Source organism: Castellaniella sp. (assembly GCF_041677825.1).
Classification (GTDB): Bacteria; Pseudomonadota; Gammaproteobacteria; order Burkholderiales; family Burkholderiaceae_B; genus Castellaniella.
Window position 1 is genome coordinate 20,924 of sequence record NZ_JBAYPG010000008.1, and the last position, 22,987, is coordinate 43,910.

Annotated in this window: 24 protein-coding genes, 1 pseudogene and 1 riboswitch; of the genes and pseudogenes, 11 read left to right on the forward strand and 14 right to left on the reverse strand. The window is 62.2% G+C overall.

Annotation, left to right across the window (positions count from 1 at the left end; translation table 11 throughout):
• Nucleotides 1-67 precede the first annotated feature (67 nt).
• Nucleotides 68-179: riboswitch (TPP riboswitch) on the reverse strand.
• 206 nt (nt 180-385) lie between these two features.
• A complete protein-coding gene (locus WCY17_RS05135) occupies nt 386-562 on the reverse strand; it encodes a hypothetical protein (RefSeq protein WP_372701101.1) in 177 nt (58 codons plus the stop codon).
• Between the two features lie 260 nt (nt 563-822).
• Here WCY17_RS05135 and WCY17_RS05140 point away from each other — a divergent pair, with 260 nt between their 5' ends.
• Nucleotides 823-1,254 carry a hypothetical protein gene (locus WCY17_RS05140; protein ID WP_372701102.1) on the forward strand — a complete coding sequence of 144 codons (432 nt, stop codon included), beginning with the start codon at nt 823-825 and terminating at the stop codon, nt 1,252-1,254.
• 141 nt (nt 1,255-1,395) lie between these two features.
• On the opposite strand, the gene WCY17_RS05145 is transcribed toward WCY17_RS05140, so the two are convergent.
• A complete protein-coding gene (locus tag WCY17_RS05145; protein WP_372701103.1) occupies nt 1,396-2,208 on the reverse strand; it encodes an MOSC domain-containing protein in 813 nt (270 codons plus the stop codon).
• Between the two features lie 244 nt (nt 2,209-2,452).
• Here WCY17_RS05145 and WCY17_RS05150 point away from each other — a divergent pair, with 244 nt between their 5' ends.
• Both WCY17_RS05150 and WCY17_RS05155 read left to right on the forward strand, forming a co-directional pair.
• Nucleotides 2,453-3,529, forward strand: a complete 1,077-nt coding sequence (locus tag WCY17_RS05150; protein ID WP_372701104.1) for a linear amide C-N hydrolase — start codon at nt 2,453-2,455, stop codon at nt 3,527-3,529.
• A 1-nt stretch (nt 3,530) separates the two neighbouring features.
• The gene (locus tag WCY17_RS05155) at nt 3,531-3,995 is read left to right on the forward strand and encodes a YbaK/EbsC family protein (RefSeq protein WP_372701105.1); all 465 of its coding nucleotides are present in this window, start codon (nt 3,531-3,533) and stop codon (nt 3,993-3,995) included.
• 47 nt (nt 3,996-4,042) lie between these two features.
• Here the strand turns inward: WCY17_RS05155 and WCY17_RS05160 are convergent, their stop codons facing one another.
• From WCY17_RS05160 to WCY17_RS05170, 3 genes are read right to left on the reverse strand one after another with little or no spacing between them, the layout of a single operon-like run.
• Nucleotides 4,043-4,879, reverse strand: a complete 837-nt coding sequence (locus tag WCY17_RS05160; RefSeq protein WP_372701106.1) for a class I SAM-dependent methyltransferase — start codon at nt 4,877-4,879, stop codon at nt 4,043-4,045.
• Nucleotides 4,880-4,923: 44 nt separating this feature from the next.
• Nucleotides 4,924-6,048, reverse strand: a complete 1,125-nt coding sequence (locus tag WCY17_RS05165) for a GGDEF domain-containing protein (protein WP_372701107.1) — start codon at nt 6,046-6,048, stop codon at nt 4,924-4,926.
• Nucleotides 6,045-6,929, reverse strand: a complete 885-nt coding sequence (locus tag WCY17_RS05170; RefSeq protein ID WP_372701108.1) for an amino acid ABC transporter substrate-binding protein — start codon at nt 6,927-6,929, stop codon at nt 6,045-6,047. Before WCY17_RS05170 ends, WCY17_RS05165 begins: the two co-directional genes overlap by 4 nt.
• Nucleotides 6,930-7,146: 217 nt before the next feature.
• Between WCY17_RS05170 and queG the strand changes: the two genes are divergently transcribed.
• Both queG and tehB read left to right on the forward strand, forming a co-directional pair.
• A complete protein-coding gene (queG, locus tag WCY17_RS05175; protein WP_372701109.1) occupies nt 7,147-8,232 on the forward strand; it encodes a tRNA epoxyqueuosine(34) reductase QueG in 1,086 nt (361 codons plus the stop codon).
• 33 nt (nt 8,233-8,265) lie between these two features.
• Nucleotides 8,266-8,829 (forward strand): tellurite resistance methyltransferase TehB, encoded by a 564-nt coding sequence (gene tehB / locus WCY17_RS05180; RefSeq protein ID WP_372701110.1) that lies wholly within the window; start codon nt 8,266-8,268, stop codon nt 8,827-8,829.
• Nucleotides 8,830-8,936: 107 nt separating this feature from the next.
• On the opposite strand, the gene WCY17_RS05185 is transcribed toward tehB, so the two are convergent.
• The 8 genes from WCY17_RS05185 to WCY17_RS05220 form a co-directional block, all read right to left on the reverse strand.
• Nucleotides 8,937-9,662: a uracil-DNA glycosylase family protein gene (locus WCY17_RS05185; RefSeq protein ID WP_372701111.1), complete on the reverse strand. Its 726-nt coding sequence runs from the start codon at nt 9,660-9,662 to the stop codon at nt 8,937-8,939.
• Between the two features lie 68 nt (nt 9,663-9,730).
• Entirely contained in the window at nt 9,731-10,276 is a 546-nt protein-coding gene (locus tag WCY17_RS05190; RefSeq protein ID WP_372701112.1) for a cytochrome b, read from the reverse strand.
• A 137-nt stretch (nt 10,277-10,413) separates the two neighbouring features.
• On the reverse strand, nt 10,414-11,388 hold the full coding sequence (locus WCY17_RS05195) for a carbon-nitrogen hydrolase family protein (protein ID WP_372701113.1): 975 nt from the start codon (nt 11,386-11,388) through the stop codon (nt 10,414-10,416).
• Nucleotides 11,389-11,404: 16 nt separating this feature from the next.
• A complete protein-coding gene (locus WCY17_RS05200) occupies nt 11,405-12,055 on the reverse strand; it encodes an ABC transporter ATP-binding protein (RefSeq protein ID WP_372701114.1) in 651 nt (216 codons plus the stop codon).
• The gene (locus WCY17_RS05205; RefSeq protein WP_372701115.1) at nt 12,052-12,831 is read right to left on the reverse strand and encodes an ABC transporter ATP-binding protein; all 780 of its coding nucleotides are present in this window, start codon (nt 12,829-12,831) and stop codon (nt 12,052-12,054) included. Before WCY17_RS05205 ends, WCY17_RS05200 begins: the two co-directional genes overlap by 4 nt.
• Nucleotides 12,828-13,799, reverse strand: coding sequence for a branched-chain amino acid ABC transporter permease (locus WCY17_RS05210; protein ID WP_372701116.1), 972 nt, complete (start codon nt 13,797-13,799; stop codon nt 12,828-12,830). Before WCY17_RS05210 ends, WCY17_RS05205 begins: the two co-directional genes overlap by 4 nt.
• Nucleotides 13,799-14,695: a branched-chain amino acid ABC transporter permease gene (locus WCY17_RS05215; protein WP_372701117.1), complete on the reverse strand. Its 897-nt coding sequence runs from the start codon at nt 14,693-14,695 to the stop codon at nt 13,799-13,801. Before WCY17_RS05215 ends, WCY17_RS05210 begins: the two co-directional genes overlap by 1 nt.
• A gap of 81 nt (nt 14,696-14,776) precedes the next feature.
• A complete protein-coding gene (locus tag WCY17_RS05220) occupies nt 14,777-16,066 on the reverse strand; it encodes an ABC transporter substrate-binding protein (protein WP_372701118.1) in 1,290 nt (429 codons plus the stop codon).
• Nucleotides 16,067-16,282: 216 nt separating this feature from the next.
• Here WCY17_RS05220 and WCY17_RS05225 point away from each other — a divergent pair, with 216 nt between their 5' ends.
• From WCY17_RS05225 to WCY17_RS05250, 6 genes and pseudogenes are all read left to right on the forward strand, one after another.
• Nucleotides 16,283-17,020, forward strand: coding sequence for a TrmB family transcriptional regulator (locus WCY17_RS05225; protein WP_372701119.1), 738 nt, complete (start codon nt 16,283-16,285; stop codon nt 17,018-17,020).
• 224 nt (nt 17,021-17,244) lie between these two features.
• Nucleotides 17,245-17,826 carry a hemerythrin domain-containing protein gene (locus WCY17_RS05230; protein ID WP_372701120.1) on the forward strand — a complete coding sequence of 194 codons (582 nt, stop codon included), beginning with the start codon at nt 17,245-17,247 and terminating at the stop codon, nt 17,824-17,826.
• A 489-nt stretch (nt 17,827-18,315) separates the two neighbouring features.
• On the forward strand, nt 18,316-18,972 hold the full coding sequence (locus tag WCY17_RS05235) for a hypothetical protein (RefSeq protein ID WP_372701121.1): 657 nt from the start codon (nt 18,316-18,318) through the stop codon (nt 18,970-18,972).
• A gap of 145 nt (nt 18,973-19,117) precedes the next feature.
• Nucleotides 19,118-19,846, forward strand: coding sequence for a carbonic anhydrase (locus tag WCY17_RS05240; RefSeq protein ID WP_372701122.1), 729 nt, complete (start codon nt 19,118-19,120; stop codon nt 19,844-19,846).
• A 57-nt stretch (nt 19,847-19,903) separates the two neighbouring features.
• Complete coding sequence (locus WCY17_RS05245) at nt 19,904-21,019, forward strand: P1 family peptidase (protein ID WP_372701123.1); 1,116 nt, start codon at nt 19,904-19,906, stop codon at nt 21,017-21,019.
• 71 nt (nt 21,020-21,090) lie between these two features.
• Nucleotides 21,091-21,411: pseudogene (locus tag WCY17_RS05250) on the forward strand (MFS transporter); the annotation flags it as partial.
• A 322-nt stretch (nt 21,412-21,733) separates the two neighbouring features.
• On the opposite strand, the gene WCY17_RS05255 reads toward WCY17_RS05250, so the two are convergent.
• Nucleotides 21,734-22,684, reverse strand: coding sequence for a hypothetical protein (locus WCY17_RS05255; RefSeq protein WP_372701124.1), 951 nt, complete (start codon nt 22,682-22,684; stop codon nt 21,734-21,736).
• Between the last annotated feature and the right edge of the window lie 303 nt (nt 22,685-22,987).

Genomic DNA, 22,987 nt, shown 5'->3' on the forward strand with positions numbered 1-22,987 from the left:
GCCAGGCGTGCAGCATGCCGCAATGCGGGGCAGGCTGCCTGTGACAGGAATGAGGGGAAGGGGTGCTGGCAGTGGTGTGGTCCTTCCCTTCGCCGGTATGAGCCGGATCAGGTTCTAAGGGTCACCGCAGCCATTTGCGGAATCTCAGCCCGAATCATCGGACCCCCCCAGGAACTGCAGAAAATTTAGAGCAAATCCGTGGCAATGTCAATCATGCCCCGGCACGCGATGCCGCGGCACGAGGGCCAGCGATCGGCGCGAGGGTCAGCGCCCATCGGGCCCGCGCAGGCCGTGCGGACCAGCCGCGCGGCCGGAACATGCCCACACGGGCTGTGTGCCGGCCAGCGTGCCTGAGGCACCCATGGGGTTCAGCGCGTGGCCGGTGTCATGACGACGTTTCGCCGTCTTCGGCCAGGCGACCGGCTTCGGTGGCGCCCCCTTCGTCTTCCCAGCGTGCGATGCAGCCGCATTGGTAGACAGGTTTCCCGCATTCGGGACACAGGGCCTGATCTTGCGGCGCTTTGCCCGGGGCCTGACCCTGTTCATTATTGGCTTGATTCATGACGTGCACCTCCTGTATCGAACGTACCGCCAATCCGGACATTTGTAAAGAACGGTCCGCAGAGCCCCCGGCCGGGTCTGTCCGGCGCATGCACTCGGCCAGATCGCCGTGTTCCGCAGGCGAGTTGTTCCGCAGCCGAGTTCAACCGGCGCCCCGGCCGGTAGCCGAACGGGATCATACAGGTGCTCGGGCGCGCATGTTCTATCATGTGCCATTGGAATCATTCGGGCTTGCCCGATCTGCGTTCAGGGGCCATCGGCATGACCCATCTTCTGTTCCGGTCCGTCTGGACGGTTCGCCATCTTCTGTTTCTGGCCTATCTGCTGTTCTTCAGCTATGGCATGTTCAGTGCCAGGCCGCCTGCCGTCCTGTTGATGCCTTTTGCGCATTGGGACAAGGTGTTGCACGTCTTGGCCTTTCTGGGCCTGTCGCTGTGTACGGCTCTGGTGCTGATGCAGCGGCCATGGGCCTGGCTGGCATGGCCTGTCCTGCTGGTGGTCGCTCCCGGAACCGAGTATCTGCAGCACGTTGTGCAGCCCCGCCGTGATTTCAGCCTGGGCGATATCGTTGCCAACGGGGTCGGGGTCCTGCTGGCAGCGGGCCTGTGGCCCGGGCTGAGGCTGTTGTTCCTGCCGTTCGTGCTGCGGCGTACCCCGGCTCGGCATCGCGACAGCGGGGGCTCACCGGGCTGAGCGCGTCGTCTTGGCCCTGGCATTCGCGGCCGCTTCATGGCGCCCTGCAATCTGCATGCGCAGGCCTGCGGGGGGCCCCGGCCCGCCCGGTACACAGTGCCCAGGCCGGCCTGGTACGCAATGCCCAGGCCTGCCCGATATTCAGGCTGGAGAGGCTGTCAACGGCTCGCCCACCCGGACCCTGCCAGGCTGCTCGACGATCGCATAGAGACCCAGCATCAGGCGGCTGCGTGGGGCGGTGGGGTCGCCCGCCTGCGCCGGGATGGGGTACGCATTGCTGCGCAGGCCCGTCAACGCCGCCAGGGTGCCGGTATCGCGCACGCCGGTGGCTGGATCCTGTGACGTCACCAGGCAGCGCGGCACCAGGCCGACGACGCGCATGATGGCCTCGCCTGCCGCAAGGCGGTGGCCGATCCAGCCGTCTTCTTCAAATGCGTCCGGCCCGTCGAGTTCGAACATCATGCGGAAGCGGTCGGCCCAGCGCTCGGCAGCCCCGTTTGCGGCCATGCGCAACTTCTCGAGCGTGGCGCACGAGACCAGCGTGACCGGGTGCACATCGGTGCCAATGGTATCGTCGGCTGCCCGGATCAGTCGCACAGGCCGCCCCGCGAAGTCGCTGAGCGCCTGATTCCAGGGCCCTTCGACGAGCTGCCCGCAGACCGGGCGGCCATAGAAATCCGTCACGACGCTCTCATGGGTGCAGCGTACGGTATCAGTCAGGCAGGTGCCGTCCGGAAACAGGATGCGCAGCCCTTGCGTCGGCGCGTCATAGTGCGTCTGCAAGGTCACCAGCGGGCCCGCCCGCTTGCCATTGATCATGATGCCGTCGGCATCGATGAGGTAAAACCGCCGGTTGGCGAAGACACCTGAATCATCGAGCCAGACGGTATCGGCTTGTTGCAGGGCAGTGCCCTTGATCGGCGTAATGTTGATGCGGTGGATCGTGATGGGCACGGTGTCTCCCGAGGGCTGTGTGGTCGCGTGGGGCTATCCTGATCTGCAATGGAGGCCGGCGCTGGCGCATGACGCCAGGCGAGCTTGCCGGGCATGGGTACGATCTGGCAACATATGACCTGATCTGCACACGCAGGTTCACGCATCGGCGCCAGGCATGGATGCATGCCAGTGCAATATCGTACAGGATCCATGCCGGTTGCAGCGCTGCATACCTCTTTCATCACAAGGCCGCCACCTCACCATGTGCACTTCCCTGCTTTATCTGGATGCCAGCAATCGCGCGTATCTGGGCCGAACCCTCGAGCTCAGCCTCGAACTGCCCTATCTGGTTGCGCGCTTTCCTGCAAATTCCCGGCTCGTGTCCAGAGCCCAGGGCTACCCCGAACTGGGCTGGGTCACCCGGCATGCGATATTGGCCGTCACCATGCCCGACGCACCGCCAGCCCCGGGGGCTGGTTTTGGTCCGACCGATCTCAAGGTGATCGAAGGCCTGAATGATGCCGGCCTGACATTCAGCATGCAGTCCTACCCGCAGGCCGGTGGTGCGCAGCCGTCGCTGGACCCCGGCCTGGCGGTGCTGGCTGCCGCCGATCTGGGCACCTTCCTGCTCGGCCAGTGTGCCACCACGGCCGAGGCCAGGGCCCTCATGGCCGGGCAGCAGGTGGTGCTCGAGCGCATTCCCGTGCTGGGCGGGCTCGAAACGCCGTTCCACTTCGCGTTGCACGATGCCACGGGTGCCAGCCTGGTGATCGAGTTTCACCGCGGCGAACTGTCGCTGTATGACAACCCCGTGGGTGTCATGACCAATGCACCCCAGTTCTCGTGGCACCTCACCAATCTCGACAACTACACGTTCCTCTCGAATGTCGACCATTCCAGGGCACGTTTCATGAACTACGATGCCGAGCAGCCGGGCTCGGGCATTGCCAAGACGGGTGTGCCCGGCAGCGACAGTTCAGTCGACCGCTTCATTCGTGCGGCCTATTATGCGCGCTTTGCCGAGAAACAGGCCGATCCGGACAAGGCGGTCGAAATGGTGGCGCACATCATGAACAATTTCGACCGGCCGCGGGGCATCACCATCGATCCACCGGATCAGGGCAGCGGGCACCTGCACGTCGCCGGCCATGACGTACAGGGCATCCCGACCGAGTTCACCAGCTGGACGAGCCTGACCGACATCGAACGCCGGCGCCTGTACCTGCGCGACAGCAGGGGCATGAATTATGTCTGGCTGGATGCCAATGCGCAGCCTGCGCAATTTTCCATGGTGCCCATGAAGGATCTGATTGCGCCGGCCGCCAAGGCGTCCTTCTGAGATGGGTATCGCAGACGTACGCCAGTTCTTCCAGGATCACGCCCCCGAGCTTGAAATCATCGAACTCCAGCAGAGTACGGCCACGGTCGAACTGGCGGCCCGGGCGCATGGTGTGGCGCCGGGTCAGATTGCCAAGACCCTGTCCTTGAAAGCGGGCGAGCATGTCGTGCTGGTGGTGGCTTCTGGGGATACGCGGCTCGACAACCGGAAGCTCAGGCAGCTGTTTGGCGGGCGCCCGAAAATGCTCCCGGCCGTCGAGGTGGCCGCGCTGACCGGGCATCCGGTCGGTGGCGTGTGCCCGTTTGGCCTGGCCCGGCCTCTGCCGATCTACTGTGACATCCGCCTGCAACAGTACGACGTGGTCATGCCGGCGGCCGGGTCATTGAACAGCGCCGTGCGCATCGCGCCCATGCACCTGGCAGAACTGGTGGGTGCGCAGTGGGTGGATGCCTGCCAGGATGCCTGAGCGGCGCGCTGCCTGGCGCCCGGCTGGGCGCGCAGGGGCGTGAACGGTCAGGGCGCCACGCCTTGCGTCAAGTCGACCCACAGGTGGCCGATGATGTCGCGGCTGGTGGTGCTCACCAGGCCATCGACAGCCCTGTGCTGCAGGGTATCGCGCAGGGCCTGGCGGCGCACGTCGGTACACTGCGCGCCCGGCCATAGCCAGCTCGCGTAGCGTTCCAGGATATGGTCGGGCTCGTGGCGGCTGGTGCGCCGCCGCTCTTCAAACTGAAGTTCAGGCCAGTATCCCCACAGGTACAGCAGGTTGAATATGGCGTAAAGGTCATTGGCCACCTTGACGCCCGAAGGGCCCGATGCCAGGCCAAAGCCTGCCAGCAGGTCCTGCAGCAGGCTGTCCTCGCGGTGGGTGTAGAGGGTGACGCAGACCGCCTGGCGGCTGGCCTGCAGCACCTTCTTCAGCATGGCCACGCTGGAAATGGCCGGGCTCATGTGCAGGAACACCAGATCGAAGGCCGCTTGCCAGCCACGCGCCTGAAGGTCCAGCGTCTCCCAGGCTGATTGCACAAGCGCTTCTGGGTCGTAGGCCAGGCCGCTGGCCTGCAGCCGGCGATGGCTGTGCGCCAGCATGCCGGCAGAGATTTCCACGCCGCTGATCCGCGCGCCCTGCTGCAGGAATTCAAGCAGATGGCGCCCGCCCCCGAAACTGATGTCGAGCACGGACTTGCCGCGCAGATCCATGTGCTGCTGCACCATGCGCATGGCCACATCGTCGGGCGCAACCGTGAACGTGCTGACCTCATCGGCGCGGCGGTCCCAGAGTGCCTCTCGTTGCTGGAGGTCGGGTACGTGATCGTCCAGGATCTGGCTGAAAAATTGTTCAGGATTCATGGGGGCCTCAGGATGGGGTGGATTTGCTCAGGTAGATGGCGGCCTCAGGGTGAGGTGGATTTGCTCAGGTACATGGCCGCGTCGGCGTGCGCCAGGAGGGCTTCGGCAGTGTCGCCATCACGCCCGCATTGTGCGAGCCCGATGCTTGCGCCCACCTGGAGTTCAATGCCATTCCAGGCAATGGGTTGCGCTACCGACAGCCTGATGCGCTGGATCAGCGCCTGGATCAGGTCAGGGTCGGAGTGCTCGGTAATGATGACGAACTCATCGCCCCCGAGCCGGGTGACGGTGTCGTTGGCCCGCACGCTGGCCAGCAGGCGGCCTGCCGTGACGCGCAGCACTTCGTCGCCCGCCGCATGCCCGTGGGCATCGTTGATGCTCTTGAAGCGATCCAGATCGAGCAGCAGGATGTGGTTGTGCCGGCCTGTGCGCAGGGCACGCCGGATGGCCCGCTGCAGGTGCTCTTCGAGCAGCAGGCGGTTGCCAAGCCCGGTCAGTGGATCATGCCGTGCCTGGCTGCGCAATTCCTTGACCTGGGCGTTGTAGGTTTGCGTGACCTCGGTGAGTTCTTCGGCCCACTCGGCGGGTATCGGTTCGAGTTCGTGATGCTGGCGCATGGCCTGGCGCAGTTGCTCGAGTGGTCGGCCCACCGTGTGCTGGATGGTCCAGAGCGCACTGGCCAGGGCCGCGACCAGCATGGAGAAAAAAATGATCAACTGCTGCATCAGGCCGTCGGTGATCGCCGTCAGGACGGAGAACGGCAGGAAGGCGACGCGCAGTTCGCCCAGGGTGTGCACACGGCCGTTTTCATCCACGTACTGGATCGTGCGGCGCAGCGTGTCGGCCGTATCCTGCAACGGCAATTGGCCCGCCTGGATCAGGCGCTGCGCACATTGATCGGGTGCGCTTGCACCGTGTACCGTGTGCTGCAGCTGCATGGCCTCGATGATCCCTTGCGCAGTGACACTGTCGCAATCCCAGAGCGGCTTGGTGAGCACCTGGGCAAATGTGTCCAGCGTCTGCTCGCGCTGGGTGTTTGCTTCGTTGCGGTGTGCCTGATAGTAGACCCATGCCGCGCCTGCGGCAGCCAGAATGAAGGCCAGTGCCAGCAGTGGCAGCAACTGACGCACGAAAAGCGCATACAGCTTTCTGGAATCAGCAGGTTTCATGCAATGTGTGGGTGCAGCAGCAGGTGCCGGTAGCGTTCCGGCACACTGTCTTCGGCGTAGTAGGGGTTGTGCAGCGAAATGACCGTACGGGACTGCCAGCTACTGGCCGGAGGGAGTCTGCGGTATTGGTTCCAGATGGATTCGAACCTGCCATCATGACCGATGAGGTCGAAACCGTGCTGAAGCGCCTGATACAGCGCATCCGCACCGGGATGTGCCGAGACCCATACGAAACGATACCAGGGGTAGCGCAGCAGCAGGTGCGGATCGAGGGTCAGTTCAGGGTAATGGGCACGAAAGTGTGGCAGAAAATAATTCAGGGATTCTTCCAGGCCCATGGGAAAGAGATCGATCACGCCGGCGTGCATCTGCTCTGCGAACTCACCATCACGCCAGGCCTGGACTTCGCGGGTGCTGATCCCGGCCTTGCGGTAGATTTCGACATCCCACCAGCTGGTGCCCTGGCCAATGGTGAAGGCGCGCAAGCCTGCCAGATTCCTGACCTGGGCCAGCCTGTCGTGCAGCCCCTGCAGTGTGAAACACGCGCGCCAGCCCAGCAGGCCGCGCTCGAGCGGTATCGGGATCATGCGCAGCTTGCCCTGGCGCACCATCTCCAGCCGGGCAGGTGAGGCCGGCAACAGATTCACATGGATGCGCCCGGCCATGGTCTCGTGCAGGTTGCGCGCTTCGGATGCCTTGGGCGCATCGTCGAAGGCGGCCGGAAACCCGGCGGCCTTCGTGGCGGCCAGCAACAGCTCGACGCAGTGCTTCAGCGAGGGTTCGTTCTGCAGGACGAAACGGGGTGTGTCCGCCCTGGCGAAGGCCGGCAGGCTGGTTGCAGCCATCAGGGCCAGCAGGCGCCGACGTCGGTGTGATTTCATGCGGATGAAAAAGGCTGTGCCATTGCGCATAGGATAGCAACAAACGTGCTCGTGGCCCTACCCTGATCGGGGCGGGCGTCTGGCCGAACGCGCAGGGCCGGTGCCGAGCGGAGCATACAGGGCCAGCCATGCAGGCGGCGATCCGTGGCTGTGGAAAGCCATGCGCTGCATGTGGATGGTGGCCCGGGTCGCTGCGTGTGTCCACTACAATCCTTCCATGGACGGCAGAAGTCGGTGGATCGATCAGATACGGACCTGGGCACAGGAACTGGGGTTTTCCCGGGTCGGTGTCTCGGGTGTGGATCTGTCAGCGGCCGAACCCTACTTGCTGCATTGGCTGGCACAAGGCCATCATGGCAACCTCCAGTACATGGAACGGCATGGCCTGAAACGGGCACGGCCAGCCGAGCTGGTGCCGGGCACGCTCAGCGTGATCACGGCACGCATGCCTTATCTGCCACGCAGCACCACGGCCGACTGGCAGGCGCGTGAACGCGCGCGCCTCGATCGACCGGGTGAAGGCGTGGTGTCCCTCTACGCGCGGGGGCGCGATTATCACAAGGTGGTGCGCGCCCGGCTGCGCAAGCTGTGCGATCGTATCGAGACCCTGGTGGGGCCCTTCGGCTACCGCGTGTTTTCCGATTCGGCGCCCGTGCTCGAAAAAGAACTGGCGCAGCGAAGCGGGCAGGGCTGGCGTGGCAAGCATTCAATGGTGCTGGCCCGCGACGCCGGCTCGATGTTCTTTCTGGGCGAGATCTTCGTCGACTTCGAGCTGGCACCCACCGAGCCTGTCAGTGCGCATTGCGGCACCTGTACGGCCTGCATCGACGTATGCCCCACCGGGGCCATCATTGCGCCGGGCGTGGTGGATGCGCGCCGCTGCATTTCCTATCTCACGATAGAACACCATGGTTCGATCCCCGAAGATCTGCGCCCTCTCATGGGCAATCATATCTTTGGTTGCGACGATTGCCAGACGATCTGCCCCTGGAACAAATATGCGCAGACCACCGAACTGCCGGATTTCGATGAACGTGCGCCCCTGGTGGGGCGCCAGCTCATCGAACTCTTCGCCTGGGACGAGGCGACTTTTCTCGAGCGCACCGAAGGCAGCCCGATCCGGCGCATCAACCATGAACGCTGGCTGCGCAATATCGCCGTGGCCCTGGGCAACGCGCTGCGCCAGGCCGAGGCAACCGAGGCCGGAGCTACCGAGGCCGAGGCACTGCGGGCGGCCTTGCTGAGCCGGGCAGACCACGAAAGCGCCCTGGTCCGTGAGCACGTGGCCTGGGCGCTGGGATGATTTCCAAAGGATCACATCAAAGGATTACAGTCGATGGAAGATTTGAACAGCCGCTATGGCCTGAACCCTGCCCATAGCGAAGTCGTCGAGGCCTGCCAGCAGATCGAACCCTGTGCGGCCCTGGACATGGGGTGCTCGACCGGGCGCAATGCCCTGTTTCTGAGCCAGCGTGGCTTCGATGTCACAGCAGTCGATGCCAACCCCAATGCCATCGGCCGCCTGCAGTCGATGGTCGATCAAGAGGGCATCGATACCATCCGGGCTCAGGTTTATGACATCCAGCACGCCAGCCTCGCTGCCGATTATGGCTTCATTGCCTGTACCGTGACGCTGATGTTCATCGATCCGTCGCGGGTGGGGGCGGTGGTGTCCGACATGCAGCAGCACACCTTGCCTGGGGGATACAACCTGATCGTCTGTGCAATGGATACCGACGCCTATCCGTGCCCCATGAATTTTCCGTTCACCCTGAAGCCGGGCGAACTGCGCGACCTGTATGCCGGCTGGGAACTGCTGAAGTACAACGAAGACCCCGGCACCATGCACAACGGCGCCCGCTTGCAGTTTGCCACCATGCTGGCGCGCAAGCCGGAATAGGGCCGGCGCGCTGCGGGAGCTGCGCACGTATCCAGGCCGACGGCCTGCCTGTGCGGTGCGACAACGGGTGACAGGCCCGTGTGCGCACGGCCAGGCGACAGACGGGGTCAAAGCCAGGGCGCCAGGGTCTCGTCGGCGATGCCGGCCCAGCCCTGGTTGGCCATGGGGTTGGCCGGGCTGGGGTGCAGCAGGTAGGCTGTCGGCAGGTCATTGCCCATGAGGCCCTGTGCGCGACCGTGCGCAAAACGGCCGATGCCGACCACCACGCGTGGCCTGAGGGCGTGGATGACGGCCGTCAGCGCGGCATCGCAGATGCCGAACAAGGGCTCGCGCTCGGCCTTGTGCAGCTGTTCCGGCACCAGATTGCGGTTGTTGCGCAGGAACAGCAAGGGGCAGTAGTTCCAGACGAAGAGGCGCTGGAAGAACCGGTCCGGGGTGCCAAAGCGCTGCTGTGCCCAGCCCCAGAAGCGTTCCCCGCTGCCTTCGCTGCGGTGGCAGGCAAAGCCGCTGATCGGGTATTTTTCATGCTGATCCGGCAGCGGACCGCCCAGGGGTGTTTCGAAATTCAGCCAGTCGCGTGCCATGGCGATGGCCCCGAAGGGGATACCGGTCTGGGCCATGCCCCAGGGCCCGGGGTTCATCCCGACCAGCAGGATGCGGCCCTGCCGGCTGCCATGTCGCTGCAGATATTCACGGTGTGCCGCCCACATATAGGTGAGCGGATTGTAGACGTGGCTCGCGCTCGGAAAGGCCAGCACTTGCAGGCTGCCCGCCAGCACGCGTGCAATGGCCGTGGCGGCGTTGTCCGGATCAGGGTCGAATGGAGGGGTCATGGCGCGTGTCGGATGCCGGTGCATCGTGCCACATGAACGTTCGTATGCGTGATTCTACCGTGCGCCCATTACTTGCTTCTTGCCGGCAGCATCCTGGCCAGGGTATTGTCGTGCACGATATAGTGGTGATGGAGCGCCACCAGTGCATGTCCGCCGATCAGGGCATAGCCCGCGTTCCCAAGGAACTCATGCACGCTCTTGATCGTTCCTGCCCAATCGGCATCCTGGCTGATCAGCGCCGGAAATTCAAAGCCAAAAAACGGGATTGCGGCGCCCTTGGCACTCAGGTAAAGCCACCCGAGCAGCGGCATCACAAACAGCCATGCGTACAACAGGGCATGCACAGCCCTGGCCAGCCGATGCTGCCAGGATGGCAGTGGGGGGTCGATCGGAGGCGCGGGCCGCGCCAGCCGCAGGCCCAGGCGCATGAAGGTCAGCCAGAATACCGACAGGCCCACCATTTCGTGCCAGGTCTTTGCCAGTGCTCTTGCGTCGCTGCCCTTGGGCAGCAGGCCGTGCCATTCGATCAATACATACGCCACGGCGACCAACGTCACGGTGAGCCAATGCACGCCAATCTGCCAGCGGCCATATCGGTGGGTCGAGGATTGCATATCCGTCTCCTGTACTGAATGGTTTCAGGATATGACAGCGGATATGAATGCAGCCTGAACGCGGCCCGATGTATTGTATCGCTGCGGCTGTGCGCCAGCCGCAGCGTGGTCGATGACTGCGCGGGCAGGCCGCCGCCCTACTGGTCGTCCTCCTCGCTGCAGTGCTCCTGAAAATCTGCCGCCCTGTTTTCAAATACTACGGGCGTATGCGGTGTCTGATTGACCAGCAGCTTGAAGATGTCAGGACGCGAGTAGTGGCCCACGGCATCGAAATCCAGGCTGGCCCGTGCGATGTCGCCCAGGTCGAGGTCGGCATACACAATGGCTTCCTCGTCCCAGACTGGACCCGCCAGGACCTCGCCCAGCGGGCCGATGATGCAGCTGCCACCGCGCATCATGACCGTGTCGGGCTCGACCTGCGTGCCGGTATCGTATTGTTCGGGGAAATCCTTGCGCCGCATCACCTGGCACGACGACAGCACGAAGCAGCGGCCTTCCAGTGCGATATGCTGCATCGAAGGCAGCCACGTGGGGCGGTCGTCGGCTGTCGGGGTGCAGTAGATGGACACGCCCTTGGCATACATGGCCGTGCGCAGCAGGGGCATGTAGTTTTCCCAGCAGATGACGCCACCGACGCGACCATAGGGGGTGTCCATGGTGGCCAGGGTAGAGCCGTCTCCGAACCCCCAGATCAATCGTTCGCTGGCGGTGGGCATCAGTTTGCGGTGTTTGCCGACCAGTTCACCTGTGGGGGAAAAATACAGCACGGTGCAGTACAGCGTGCGGCTTTCGCGTTCCATGACGCCGACGACAATGTACATGTCGTGTTTTTTGGCGATGTCGCCGATGCGCCTGGTATGAGGGCCGGGGACATCGATCGAACTTTCCCAGTAGCGCCTGAAATCTTCGCGCCCTTCGGGGCGGCGCATGCCGACCCGGCAACCGAAGTCCAGCCACTTGGGATAGGCCGACACAAAGGCTTCCGGAAACACCGCCAGTTTGACACCATTGGCTGCGGCTTCGGCAACCAGCGTATCGATCTTGTCGATGGTCGCATCCGGGTCGAAGGCGACGGCAGACGCTTGAATGACAGCAACTTTTACATGATCCATCAGTGACTCCTGGCAATCAGTGGGTTTGGGTCGTGACGCTTCCGCGTTCTATGACGTAAGAAAGATCGACCACGCCTGACGTGTAGGTGTAGTCGGATTCGGCAATCAGCACGGACAGGCCTTGCGCCTTGAGTGCCTTGATGACTTCGACCAGGCGCATGGCCAGCATGGGTGCCACGCCTTCGAAGGGTTCATCGAGCAGAAGCAGCTTCTGCCCGACCATGAGGGCGCGCGCCAGCGCCACGAGTTTCTGCTGCCCGCCACTCAGGCTGAGCGCCAGGCGTGGCGAGAAGCCGGCCACTTCGGGCATGAGTTCGTAGATCCACGCGAGGCGCCGGGCCGTGTCGGGCTGCCTGGTTGCCCATGTGGGCAACAGGATGTTTTCTTCGACGTTCAGGTCCGGGACGAGGCGCCGGTCTTCGGGCATGTAGCCGATCTGGTTGCGTGCGCGCCAGTACCCTTCCAGATGAGTGGCTTGCACCCCGCCGATGATGATTTTTCCGGAATCCGGCCGGATGACACCCATGGTCGTGCGCAGCAGCGTGGTCTTGCCCGCGCCATTGCGCCCGATCAGGCCCACCATCTGCCCCTTGGGGACCGACAGGGTGACATCGCGCAGAATCGGCACCTGCTGGATGGACACGTTGAGGTGTTCGATGGCGATCATGGGCTGTCTGCAGTGGCTGCAGCCTGTATTTGGCCGACGATGTACTTGCGTACCCGTTCGTCGTCGAGAACCTGCGCCACCGGGCCGTCTGCAATGATGGTGCCTTCGTAGAAGGCGATGACGCGGCTCGCGTAGCGGGTGACGATTTCCATGTCGTGCTCGATGAACATGATCGTGGCGTCGGTCTGGCGCACCCCGGCCATGACGGTTTCCATCAGGGGAAATTTCTCGTCGACGGCCACACCGCTGGTGGGTTCATCGAGCATCAACAGCGATGGGCCCGAAATCATTGCCATGGAGATGTCCAGCAGCTTGCGCACGCCCTGGGCCAGTGCGCTGACCGGGGCATCGGCATGCGGGTCGATGCCGAACGTGCTCAGGACCCCGAGCGCGGTCTTTCTGGCTGCCGCGTTGTTCAGCGGTGTGAAGAAGCTGGCCGTACCGATGCGCAGGGACGCAAAGGCCACCAGCATGTTTTCCATGACGGTGAGCCCCGGAAAGAGTTGCGCGACCTGGAAGGAGCGCGTCAGCCCCGCCTTGCACACCGCAGCGGGTGCCCGCCCGGTGATGTCCTGCCCCAGGAAGCGGATCGTGCCGGTGGTGGGTGTGAGGTAACCCGTCACCATGTTGACGAAGGTCGTCTTGCCGGCCCCGTTGGCGCCGATGATGGCGATGATCTCGCCTTCGGTGACTTCGATGTTGATATCGGCTGCCGCGACGACGGCGCCAAAGGCCTTGTTCAGGTCACGGACCTCGAGGATCGTTTTCTGCGTCATGACGGTGCCTTGCCGCGGCGCTTGATTCGGGCCGATGACCGGGCGGGTTGGATGAGCGACCACAGGCCATCGGGCAGGAAAAAGATGATCAGTACCAGTACCGTGCCCAGGATCAACTGCCAGGCATCGGGTGCGAATTCGAGGGCATAGGTGCGTACGAACTCGAAGAGGGTGGAACCCACGAACGCGGCCATGACGCTGCCGGATCCCCCGAGGAGCGCGATGAAGATGAATTCCCCGGATTGCGTCCAGTACGTCATGTTGGGCCCCACGTGACCGTAGTTGATCGCTGTCAGTGCGCCGCCCAGGGCCGCCAGGGTTGCAGCGATGATGTAGGTGCCGTAGAAGATGCGGTTCGGGGTCGCCCCCAGATATTGAAGCCGGACTTCGTTTTCCCCGGCCGCCAGGCAGGCGAAACCGACTTCTGATTTGTAGTAGATGTGGGTGAGAATCGAGAGAATCGCCGCCAGGGCGCAAGCCACCAGGTAGATCAGCAGGCTCGCCTGCCCCGCGGTCAGCTCGATGCCCAGCGCGGTGACGCGGGCCACATTGAAACCGTCGGTGCTGCCCAGAGCCTGAGACTGCGAAAGCATGCCGTAGAGAATCATGGCAATCGCCAGGCTGAACATGGCGAAGAAGATCTCCCGGAATCGGCTCATGAGCAGGCCGATGACGGCGCCGCTGACGATGCCGATGATGGCGGCGAAGACCAGCAGCAGCACGATGTCCGTGATGCCCAGCAACTGCCCTCCGAGGCCTACGACATAGCCGCCGATGCAGTAGTACAGGCCTTGCCCGAATGACACCAGCCCGCCGCGCATGAGGAGAATGACGCCAATCACGACGAGCGCCTTGGCAATGATGTTCACGATGGTGGACAGCAGCCACAACGGGAATACCACAGCGCCGAGGGCCAGCAGCAGGGCGGCCAGCACGATGGCGATGAAGCTGTAGTCGATTTGCCGCATCAGATTTTCCTCGTGCTGGCGAGCGCGAAAAGGCCGCGAGGCTTGAAAATGAGCACCAGCGCCATGACGCCGTAGATCACGAAGAGTTCGAGTTCGGGATACAGGTTGACCGCTGCCGCCCGCGCCAGGCCGATCAGGATCGACCCGACCAGCGCGCCCTGGATGCTGCCCAGCCCCCCGGTCACCACCACGGCAAAGGCCAGCACGATGATTTCGATGCCGATGCCCGGGGTCACCGCAATGGCCGGGGCGACCAGCCCGCCAGCCAGGGTGCCGAGCGCCGCCCCGACCGAAAATGTGATGACGAAGAGCCGGCGGACATTGATGCCCATCGTGATGGCGAGTTCACGATCGTGGATGACGGCCCTCAGGAGCTTGCCCTGGCGTGTGCGGTTCAGGCCGAACCAGAGCAGGAATGCCACCAATGCCGCGACGCCGACCATGGCGAGATCGTAGTTGACGAACACCAGGTCGCCGACGTCGGTACTGCCGAACAGCGAGTAGGGTTCGGGGGCGTAATAGGACTGGACACCCCACATGAGTTTGATGATGTCCTCGAACATCAGCAACAGGCCGAAGGTCACGAGCACCATGACGATCTGGTCACGATCCATTAGAAAGCGCAGTACCCCGCGCTCGATGACAAAGCCCACCAGCGCGCCGACGGCGAGGGCAATGACGAACATCAGGACAATGCCGCCATACGGGGGCAGACCTGCGGACCAGTACCATCCGGCCAGCGAGGCAACGGTATAGGCGCCGATGGCGTAAAAACTGCCGTGAGCCATGTTCAGGATGCGCATCACGCCGTAGATCAGCGACAGGCCGGCGGCAATGATGAACAGCCAGGAGGCATAGATGAAGCCATCGATGACGATGGCGAGAAAGGTCATCATCTTCTGGGATCGGAATGCAGATTGTGACGGGATCCCCCAGGGCGCCCGCGGGCATCCGGGGGGATTGTGCAGGCTGCCGGATCAGTCACACTGCGCGCCAGGGAAGCCGGCCTCGATCCAGTCGAGGCTCTTGGCCCCTTCGGGCGCAATGACGCAGTTGGGCTGGTAGCGGATGACGTTTTCCAGGGTGGGCTTGCCATCGACCAGCTTGAAGGTGCCATACGCCAGCTCGGTGGCTGCCTGGTGGCCATTGTGACGATTCAGGCTCACCTTTCCGGCCGGGGTGTCGTACTCGATGCCCTTGAGCGCAGCGCGGATCTGTTCCATGTCGGGCGCGCTGCTGCCGGACTCGGCGGCCGCCTTGTCGGCCGCCGCCTTGAGCGCAAGGACCGACTGCGCCATGTAGTAGGCGGGGAAGGTGGGCTGCTCGCCGTATTTTTTCTCGTACTCGGCGCGGAACCAGTCGTTGAAGTCGGAATCGGGCGCCAGGATGCCGCCGTTGCCGCGCACCCCGATGATGGTGCCGTCGGGGATCTGTTTGGCCAGTGTGTTCAGTGCCGTGCCCCCCGTGGTCAGGAGACCGGTCTGGCTCTTGAACAGGCCGCGCGGGGCCGCTTGAAGGATCAGCGCATCGAGGTCACCCCCCCAGAAGCTGGAATGGATGAGATCGGCCTTGTTGCGCGACAAGGCAGTGACTTCGGCACCATATTGGCCGGCCAGGAATTTCGGGAAGAGTTCGGACTTGATTTCGACTTCGGGCTTGAGCTGCTGCAGTGACTTGGAGAAATCCCGCCATGATTCCTGGCCCCAGCCGTAGTTCTGATTGATGCCTGAAATGGTGTTGACGTCATCCCGGGTGGCGAGCACATAGCGGGCTGCCGCGATGTTCTCGACGTCTTGCGTGTTCATGGTGCGGAAGACGTATTCCTTGGGGCCTTCCTCGAAGGTGCGCACCGTGCCGCAGTAGTAGAACAACGTGAGCGTCTTCAGTTCTTCGGCCACCGGGGCCACTGCAAGGCACGAGCCCGACGAGGCGTAGCCGACGACGGCATCCACGCCCTGACGCAACACCGCATTGCGGTATTCGGCCACCGGGTCTACGGCCTCGTCGACGTAGACGGTTTCGATCTGGCGCCCGCCAATGCCGGCTGCAGTGTAGGGCGCGGGCAGGGTGCCGTTGTTGATCGCTTCGATGATCAGGTCGGCGCCATTGCGTGACGGGATGCCGACAGGGCCCGAGACCGGGCCGGAGTAGAACGAAATCAAGCCGAGCTTCAGCGGGTCTTGGGCCTGTGCGCCTTGCGCCATGGCCATCATGCCGGATGCAAGAATCAGGGCACTGAGGGTGCGGAGTCGTGTTTTGGTGTGCATGCGGGTGCTCCAGGATAACTCGAGAAGGTTTTGCGAGATGCGTGGACTGCAGTTGTCGGTGTATTCGGACGTATCTTCAAAGCGTGCATCAGCCATGCTACTGTATGAAATTATATGTTTTTATAGGTATTAACACTTACGCCTACCGGTTCATTACGGTCGGATTTTCCTGACATAATCCATGTTGTCGAAATTTCCTGACAGATCTTGGTGGATATGGTGAACGTTGACAGCATTCTTGAACAGGTGGGCCTGAGTGGCTCACGGGCGCGTTTCTACCTGGCGGCCCTCGCGCATGGTGAAGCCACTGTTGCACAGGTTGCAAAGAGGGCCGGCGTAGGCCGCACCAATGCCTACGAGATCCTGAACGCACTGGTACGAGACGGGCTGTTGAACCAGATCGAGAAGTCGGGCAAGACCTATGTCGTGGCCGAGAACCCCAATACGCTGCTCGGCAAGGCGCAAAATGCCGTGCATGGTGTGGAATCGATCCTGCCGGACCTCCAGGCGCTCTACAGTGATTCGCTGACCAAACCGCGCATTCGCTACTATTCCGGCGTGGAGGGCATCGTCAATGTCATGAATGACAGCCTCACCTGCCGTTCCAGAACGCTGCACGGCATTCTGTCCATGGCCGAGCTGCTCAATGTGCCGGGCAAGGATTTCATGCGCGACCATATAAAAAGGCGTATCGAAGCCGGCATCTGGCTGAACGTGATCCGCAGCGAGAGCGAAGAAATCGAACTGATATGGCCTTCATCTGCACAAGAACTGCGCGAAGTGCGCATGTCGCGCCATGGTGCCCCCTTCACCATGACCAGCTATGTCTATGATGACAAGGTGGCGTATATCTCCTCGAAGAAAGAAAACTTTGCGATGATCGTCCAGAGTGCCGAATTTGCGGGCCTGCAGAAGATGCTTTTCGAGACGCTCTGGGCCAGTTGCCAGGCCTGAACCTGGCATCCTCGCCGCCCCGCGCGGGCGCGGTTTGCCGCGCACCGGGCCAGGGCCCGATCGGGCCAGTTTCCCCGCTCGGGGCCGAAGACCGGTATCATCAGCATCTGCAGCTGGCAGCCAAGGCTGCAGCATCTGCTGTCCTTGGGCCGGGCTGCAGGCTGCCCAGGGTTCGGTAGTGCATCATCGAGGCCCGACCCATCAACCAAAGAGGCAAGACGACCATGGCGACCTACAGCAGTCTGACGATCATACGCAACGAACATAAATCCCTGTCGGTCATGTTGCGCTCGGCCCTGATGCTGGTCCAGCAGGGGCCTGGTCACGACGCAGAGGCGTTTTTCCGGTCCTTGCGCGCCATGCTGCTGTACATCGACGAATTTCCGGAACGCCTGCATCATCCGAAGGAAACGCAGTTGCTGTTTCCACGCATCGTGCGCGCGGTGCCGGATGCGTCGGCGATCGTGATGCGGCTCGATCACGACCACGAATTCACCGAAAAAGTCGTGCCCCAGCTGCTCATCGAGCTGGTCGCCTGGGAGATGATAGGCGCTTCGCGTCAGGGCACGTTCGTGCGCAGCTTCGAACGCTACGTGCGGCTGTACCTGACGCACATGCAACAGGAAGAAGACGAAATCCTGCCCCTGGCCGAGCGCCATTTCACGCAGGACGACTGGAAAGAGCTCGATGCGGCCTTCGAGGCCAACCAGGACACGATGACCAGGGCCGAGGCACCCACGCAAGAGTACGAACAGCTGTTTGCCCAGATTCTCAGGATGACCCCGGCGCCTTTCGGCCTGGGGTGAGCCACGCAGGCATGTCCATCCCGATCCATGTCTTTGGCTACGGGTTTGTACTGGCTTGACGGCCTGATCTTGAAGATTAAAGTAACTCCATAGACCTCGCCGAAAGGACGACGGGGCCCTGGAGGCTCTATGGAATCGTCATTCAGTGCATTGTCCCGTCGCTGCCCGGCGGCCTGTTCCTGCCGCCGGTCCGGTCCCTGCCGCCTGTCTTCTCGTGCAGTCGCCGTACCGGACACCATCCCGCGATGCCCGCAGACAGGGGGCGAGCAACCGCATTGCGCGCGTCGCGCCATCCTGGCCTGGCTGGGCCTGGCCGGGCTTGCGGCAGTACTGCCTGTCCATGCTGCGAGCCCGATCCGGAAGGGGGCCGGCAGGTACCCGAAACTTGATATCGTGGCCGAAGATTTCCGCTTTGAACTCCCGAGCCGGATCGCTGCAGGGCATACGGAAATCACATTGAAAAACAGGGGTTCTGCAGCGCACCACGCCATGCTCATGCGTCTGAATCCCGGAAAGACCCTGGCTGAATTCATGGACATCGCGCGCAATGGCGATGTGGGTGCCCTGTTCTCGGTCTCATCTTCTGTGGGAGGGCCAGGCTCGATAGATCACGACCAGGAATCCACAGTCATTGTGGATCTGGCCGCCGGTCAGCATGTCGTGATCTGCATCATACCGGGGGCCAGTGGCCTGCCTCATTACAAGATGGACATGCTGTCACCGTTGATGGTGACCCCGGCCGCATCGGGACGCCCGCAGCCCAGCGCCGCCGTGGCGATCGACATGATCGATTTCTCGTTTGCAGGGATGCCGCAAACAATGCCTGCGGGACGGCAGCTGTGGAAGGTCATTGACACGGGCAGGCAGTTGCACGAACTCGCACTGAATCGCATTGCACGAGGGGTCACGTTCGCACAGGTCGCTGAAATCCTGAGGAACACCCCTCCGGATTCGCTGGGCACCCTTGCCGGATCGGCTCCGTTCACGGCAATGGCGGGGGTGGCACCCATGGGGCCCGGCGGGACCAACTGGGCCGTTCTGGATCTGGAGCCGGCCGATTATTTTGCGATCTGCTTTGTACCCGACCCCAAAACAGGCAAGCCGCACTTCGACCTCGGGATGATCCGGCCATTCTCGGTGCGCTGAGCCTCCTGTATCATTCATCCCGGGCCGCTACCTTGTGGCCAGCGCCATGGTGTCCCTGCGGAGCCTGGGGGGCAGGCGCCGAATGAATATTAATGAACATTCAACACTCTTTGTGCGTTGCCGCGTGTTCCCTGGGAGACTCGATATGCGTGCACTGCTTTTGCTGTGGATATGGGTCGGGCTGGCTACGCCGGTCCTGGCGGCCTCATGGGGCTATGAAGGGGATGCAGGGCCCTCGCATTGGGGGGCATTGAGTCCGGAGTTTGGCGTTTGCGATACAGGTCGCAATCAGTCTCCGGTGGATATCCACAATGCGTTGCCCGCCAGCATGGCGCCCCTGAGCCTGCAATATGATGCAGGTCCAGGCGCACGGATCACGAATAATGGCCACACGATTCAGGTGGATTTTGAACGAGGCAATGATCTGATTCTTGATGGTGAAAGTTTCGCGCTGGTCCAGATGCACTTTCATGCGCCCGCCGAACACACCATCAACGGCCGGCAATATCCGTTTGAAGCGCACCTGGTTCATGCCAATGACAACGGCGATCTGGCTGTGCTCGGTGTCCTGTTCGAGGAAGGTGCCCCCCATCTGGGTCTGATGCGCCTGTGGTCCCACATGCCCGTCGACGCAGGGGTCACCCAGCCCATGCAGATCAAGGTTCTACCGTCCAGCCTGCTGCCTGCCAGACTGGATCACTACCGTTTCTCCGGATCCCTGACGACGCCGCCCTGTTCGGAAGGCGTGCGCTGGCTGGTGCTGGAGAATCCGGTGCAGGCCTCGTCGCAGCAGATCGAGACCTTTCGCAGCGTCATGGGCCAGGACACCAATCGGCCGATTCAGCCCTTGAACGGACGGGTGATTGTCCGTTGAACCTGGGTATTGTCCGTTGAACCCGGGTATTCCAATATAGACAGGCTTGCAACGCACATGAAGAATGGACATGACACCAGGAATGAACCTGCTGCGAAGAGCAGTCATGCTGCGCTGAGCAGTCATCACACCAGCAACGATCATGAAGCATGCCAAGGCACTCCCGTGACAGAATGGGCAAAGACCTGCATAACGGATGTGCCCGGGATCCGACTGGGGCATTGCACATTGTCTGCCCGCCCGACGGGGTGTTCGGTGCTCCTGTTTGAAGACAGTGCATGTGCAAGCGTCGATGTGCGTGGCGCAGCACCCGGAACACGGGAAACAGATCTGCTGGATCCGGTGAATTTCGTCCAGGAGGTCCACGCCATTGTCCTGTCGGGCGGCAGCGCCTATGGGTTGGCAGCAGCGCAGGGCGTGATGCAGTACCTCGAAGAAAACAAGGCTGGGTTCGCACTCGGAAATGGCGTCATTCCCATCGTGCCTGCTGCGGTTCTCATGGATCTGGAAGTCGGGGATTTTGCCGTGCGTCCTGACGCACAGGCGGGGTATCTGGCCTGTCAGGCCGCCACGGCGGCCCCGTCGCCACAAGGCAATATTGGCGCAGGCGCGGGTGCAACCGTAGGCAAGATGTTCGGCATGGCGCATGCCATGAAAGCGGGTCTGGGCACTGCCAGCCACACGGTGCCAGGTACGAACATCGTGGTGGGGGCCGTCGTGGCGGTGAACGCGGTCGGGGATATCCAGGCGCCCGATTCGCCGACGATTCTCGCCGGCGCCCGTACGCCAGATGGCCGGGGTTTTCGCAGCACGGCACAGGCCATCATGCAGGGCTATCGGGTCGGCAATCTTCAGTCATCCAATACCACGATTGGTGCCATTGCCACCAATGTATCCCTGAACAAGGCGCAACTCAGGAAAATCGCGGCCATGGCGCACGATGGTTTTGCGCGCACAATCAACCCCATCCATACCATGTGGGACGGCGACACCATTTTCGCCGTTTCAACAGGCCGGGAAAGCGGCCACGACGCCGACATCACGGCGCTCGGAACCATTGCCGCCATTGTCATGGCACAAGCCGTGGTCCACGCCACCATCAACGCCCAGGGCATCGCCGAGCTGAATTTGCCCGCACACCGGGACATGCTCCGCCCACACGCCACGACATGATCCAGCCGCACGCTGCGGCCTGATCAAATTCCAACAGATATCCATCAGGAGCGGCGAACATACACAGACCGATGAGCGCACCGGATCAGGTCACGGCAGCCCAGGTGCAGGCGGCATACAAGGCCGTTGTTTCGTCATCCATCGGCGCCACGCTGGAATGGTTCGATATCATTGTCTATGCCTCTTTCGCTCCGGTGATTGCGCGGGTCTTCTTTCCCGAATCCGACCCGGGTTTCGCGCTCATCCTCACCTTTGCCACTTTCGTCATTTCTTATGTCATTCGCCCCCTGGGCGGTCTGGTACTGGGTAGCCATTCAGACCGCAAGGGCCGCCGGGCAGCCCTGAGCCTGACCCTGATGCTCATGATGGCGGGTACCTTGATCATGGCGCTCGCGCCCAGCCATGACATGGTCGGCGCCTGGGGCGGGTTGATGACGTATGCTGCATTCGGGGCATTGATTCTGGCGTGGCCCCTGTTTCGCCTGATGATCTCGACGCCTGCCGTACCCACCATGATCTTCGTCATTGCCGTTCTGGGTACCATCATGGTGTTTTACCATGGCCATCGCCGTGGTTTCCCTGGTGGGTCTGGGCGTCGTGCGCAGAAAATACGCCCAACGCTAGGCGCCCTGGCCACGTGCCCAGGGCGGCAGCCCTGGACCCGCCTCATGAGGCAAGCCCGGGCGGGCGCACAGGTGGACGATGGCCACCGGCTCAGTGCAATTGCGCCAGCTTGCTTACCATCAGCTCGTTTGTCTTGTCCAGCACATCGAGCGCAGCCGCCGCAAATTTTTCAGGTTCGGTGCGAAATACGTAGGTACGGGTATGATCGCCACCTACACCGGCCGCGCCCAGTATGCCGCCCTTGAACAGCAGGTTGAAAGCGCCTTCGGCTACCTGCGAACCGGTGGACGTTTCGTCTTCCATGGTGGCAAAGGGCTTGTCGGATGGCACTGGTTGGCCCAGTGCAAGCTTGCCGTTGTTGCTGCTGAACGTGCCACCGTAACCCGTGGTGAGACCCAGCACGCCATAATCCACCGACATCAGTTGCCCAAGCTTGAGCTGCTGCATTGAAAACCCGGCGCTGCTGCCTGCAGCGAAATCGACCAGATAGGTGACGTTGATCAGGGGCACTTTGGTTTTCTCGCTGAACTCCTGGAGGGTGCCTGTCAGGCCTATGGCAGACAGACCTTGACCAGGGGTGCTTTTGAACATTGCACTCAGGTCGCTGGATTTGGACTGTGGGACCTCGTCGGGGAAAAACACCTGTTTGCTGCCCATTGTGGTCGGGATGTAGTAGTTGCCCACACCATATGAGGAAAACAGCGATGAATTGTCGTCACGGAATGGAAAGTCGTGCTCGCTGAGCTTGGCGTACAAGGGGTGTGAGGTGAAGGTTTCGCGCGGCAGGATTCTGTAGCCACTGGCTTCAAGTCGGTTTACAAAGTCTTCATAGGCCTGGTCGGTAATGCGCTGCAAGGTTGCACCATCGATACCTTCCAGTTTCATTTCGCCTGTGGTTCTGCCACCCACCAGCCTGGACGAACCTGTGACCGTCTTGCTTTCATTGAAACCCACCTTGAAGCCGCCGATCACCACATCCTGAATGCCGGCGAACGCCTTGGCGTTTTTGACTTCGATATCATCGTTCGTGACAAGATTCATGAAACCGGAACTACGCGATTCGGCTTCCGCTGTCGTTGAATCATGCGATGTCTGCACCGTGGAACAACCTGCCAGAAGGCCCGCCAATGCCAAAGGCGCCAGACTGCCAAGCACGTGCTTCATACCAAAGTCTCCGTCGTCGAATTGAAATATTTTCGGTCAAGCTGAATTGTTGCCCAAAGGTGCATGAGCACATACCCCTGTTTGCAGGTAATGAACCGTGGCGCCCAGGCGCGTTGCAGCGGCAGATTCAGTTTCAGACGCAGACGAGCCGTGCGATGACGATGATCGGGAATCGTGGTC

Excerpts from the sequence above, each read along its gene's own strand:
- WCY17_RS05135 (WP_372701101.1), bottom strand. The coding sequence starts at position 562 with ATGAATCAAGCCAATAATGAACAGGGTCAGGCCCCGGGCAAAGCGCCG.
- WCY17_RS05140 (WP_372701102.1), top strand. The coding sequence starts at position 823 with ATGACCCATCTTCTGTTCCGGTCCGTCTGGACGGTTCGCCATCTTCTG.
- WCY17_RS05150 (WP_372701104.1), top strand. The coding sequence starts at position 2,453 with ATGTGCACTTCCCTGCTTTATCTGGATGCCAGCAATCGCGCGTATCTG.
- WCY17_RS05155 (WP_372701105.1), top strand. The coding sequence starts at position 3,531 with ATGGGTATCGCAGACGTACGCCAGTTCTTCCAGGATCACGCCCCCGAG.
- WCY17_RS05160 (WP_372701106.1), bottom strand. The coding sequence starts at position 4,879 with ATGAATCCTGAACAATTTTTCAGCCAGATCCTGGACGATCACGTACCC.
- WCY17_RS05165 (WP_372701107.1), bottom strand. The coding sequence starts at position 6,048 with ATGAAACCTGCTGATTCCAGAAAGCTGTATGCGCTTTTCGTGCGTCAG.
- WCY17_RS05170 (WP_372701108.1), bottom strand. The coding sequence starts at position 6,929 with ATGAAATCACACCGACGTCGGCGCCTGCTGGCCCTGATGGCTGCAACC.
- queG (WP_372701109.1), top strand. The coding sequence starts at position 7,147 with ATGGACGGCAGAAGTCGGTGGATCGATCAGATACGGACCTGGGCACAG.
- tehB (WP_372701110.1), top strand. The coding sequence starts at position 8,266 with ATGGAAGATTTGAACAGCCGCTATGGCCTGAACCCTGCCCATAGCGAA.
- WCY17_RS05185 (WP_372701111.1), bottom strand. The coding sequence starts at position 9,662 with ATGACCCCTCCATTCGACCCTGATCCGGACAACGCCGCCACGGCCATT.
- WCY17_RS05190 (WP_372701112.1), bottom strand. The coding sequence starts at position 10,276 with ATGCAATCCTCGACCCACCGATATGGCCGCTGGCAGATTGGCGTGCAT.
- WCY17_RS05195 (WP_372701113.1), bottom strand. The coding sequence starts at position 11,388 with ATGGATCATGTAAAAGTTGCTGTCATTCAAGCGTCTGCCGTCGCCTTC.
- WCY17_RS05200 (WP_372701114.1), bottom strand. The coding sequence starts at position 12,055 with ATGATCGCCATCGAACACCTCAACGTGTCCATCCAGCAGGTGCCGATT.
- WCY17_RS05205 (WP_372701115.1), bottom strand. The coding sequence starts at position 12,831 with ATGACGCAGAAAACGATCCTCGAGGTCCGTGACCTGAACAAGGCCTTT.
- WCY17_RS05210 (WP_372701116.1), bottom strand. The coding sequence starts at position 13,799 with ATGCGGCAAATCGACTACAGCTTCATCGCCATCGTGCTGGCCGCCCTG.
- WCY17_RS05215 (WP_372701117.1), bottom strand. The coding sequence starts at position 14,695 with ATGATGACCTTTCTCGCCATCGTCATCGATGGCTTCATCTATGCCTCC.
- WCY17_RS05220 (WP_372701118.1), bottom strand. The coding sequence starts at position 16,066 with ATGCACACCAAAACACGACTCCGCACCCTCAGTGCCCTGATTCTTGCA.
- WCY17_RS05225 (WP_372701119.1), top strand. The coding sequence starts at position 16,283 with ATGGTGAACGTTGACAGCATTCTTGAACAGGTGGGCCTGAGTGGCTCA.
- WCY17_RS05230 (WP_372701120.1), top strand. The coding sequence starts at position 17,245 with ATGGCGACCTACAGCAGTCTGACGATCATACGCAACGAACATAAATCC.
- WCY17_RS05235 (WP_372701121.1), top strand. The coding sequence starts at position 18,316 with ATGCTCATGCGTCTGAATCCCGGAAAGACCCTGGCTGAATTCATGGAC.
- WCY17_RS05240 (WP_372701122.1), top strand. The coding sequence starts at position 19,118 with ATGCGTGCACTGCTTTTGCTGTGGATATGGGTCGGGCTGGCTACGCCG.
- WCY17_RS05245 (WP_372701123.1), top strand. The coding sequence starts at position 19,904 with ATGAAGAATGGACATGACACCAGGAATGAACCTGCTGCGAAGAGCAGT.
- WCY17_RS05255 (WP_372701124.1), bottom strand. The coding sequence starts at position 22,684 with ATGAATCTTGTCACGAACGATGATATCGAAGTCAAAAACGCCAAGGCG.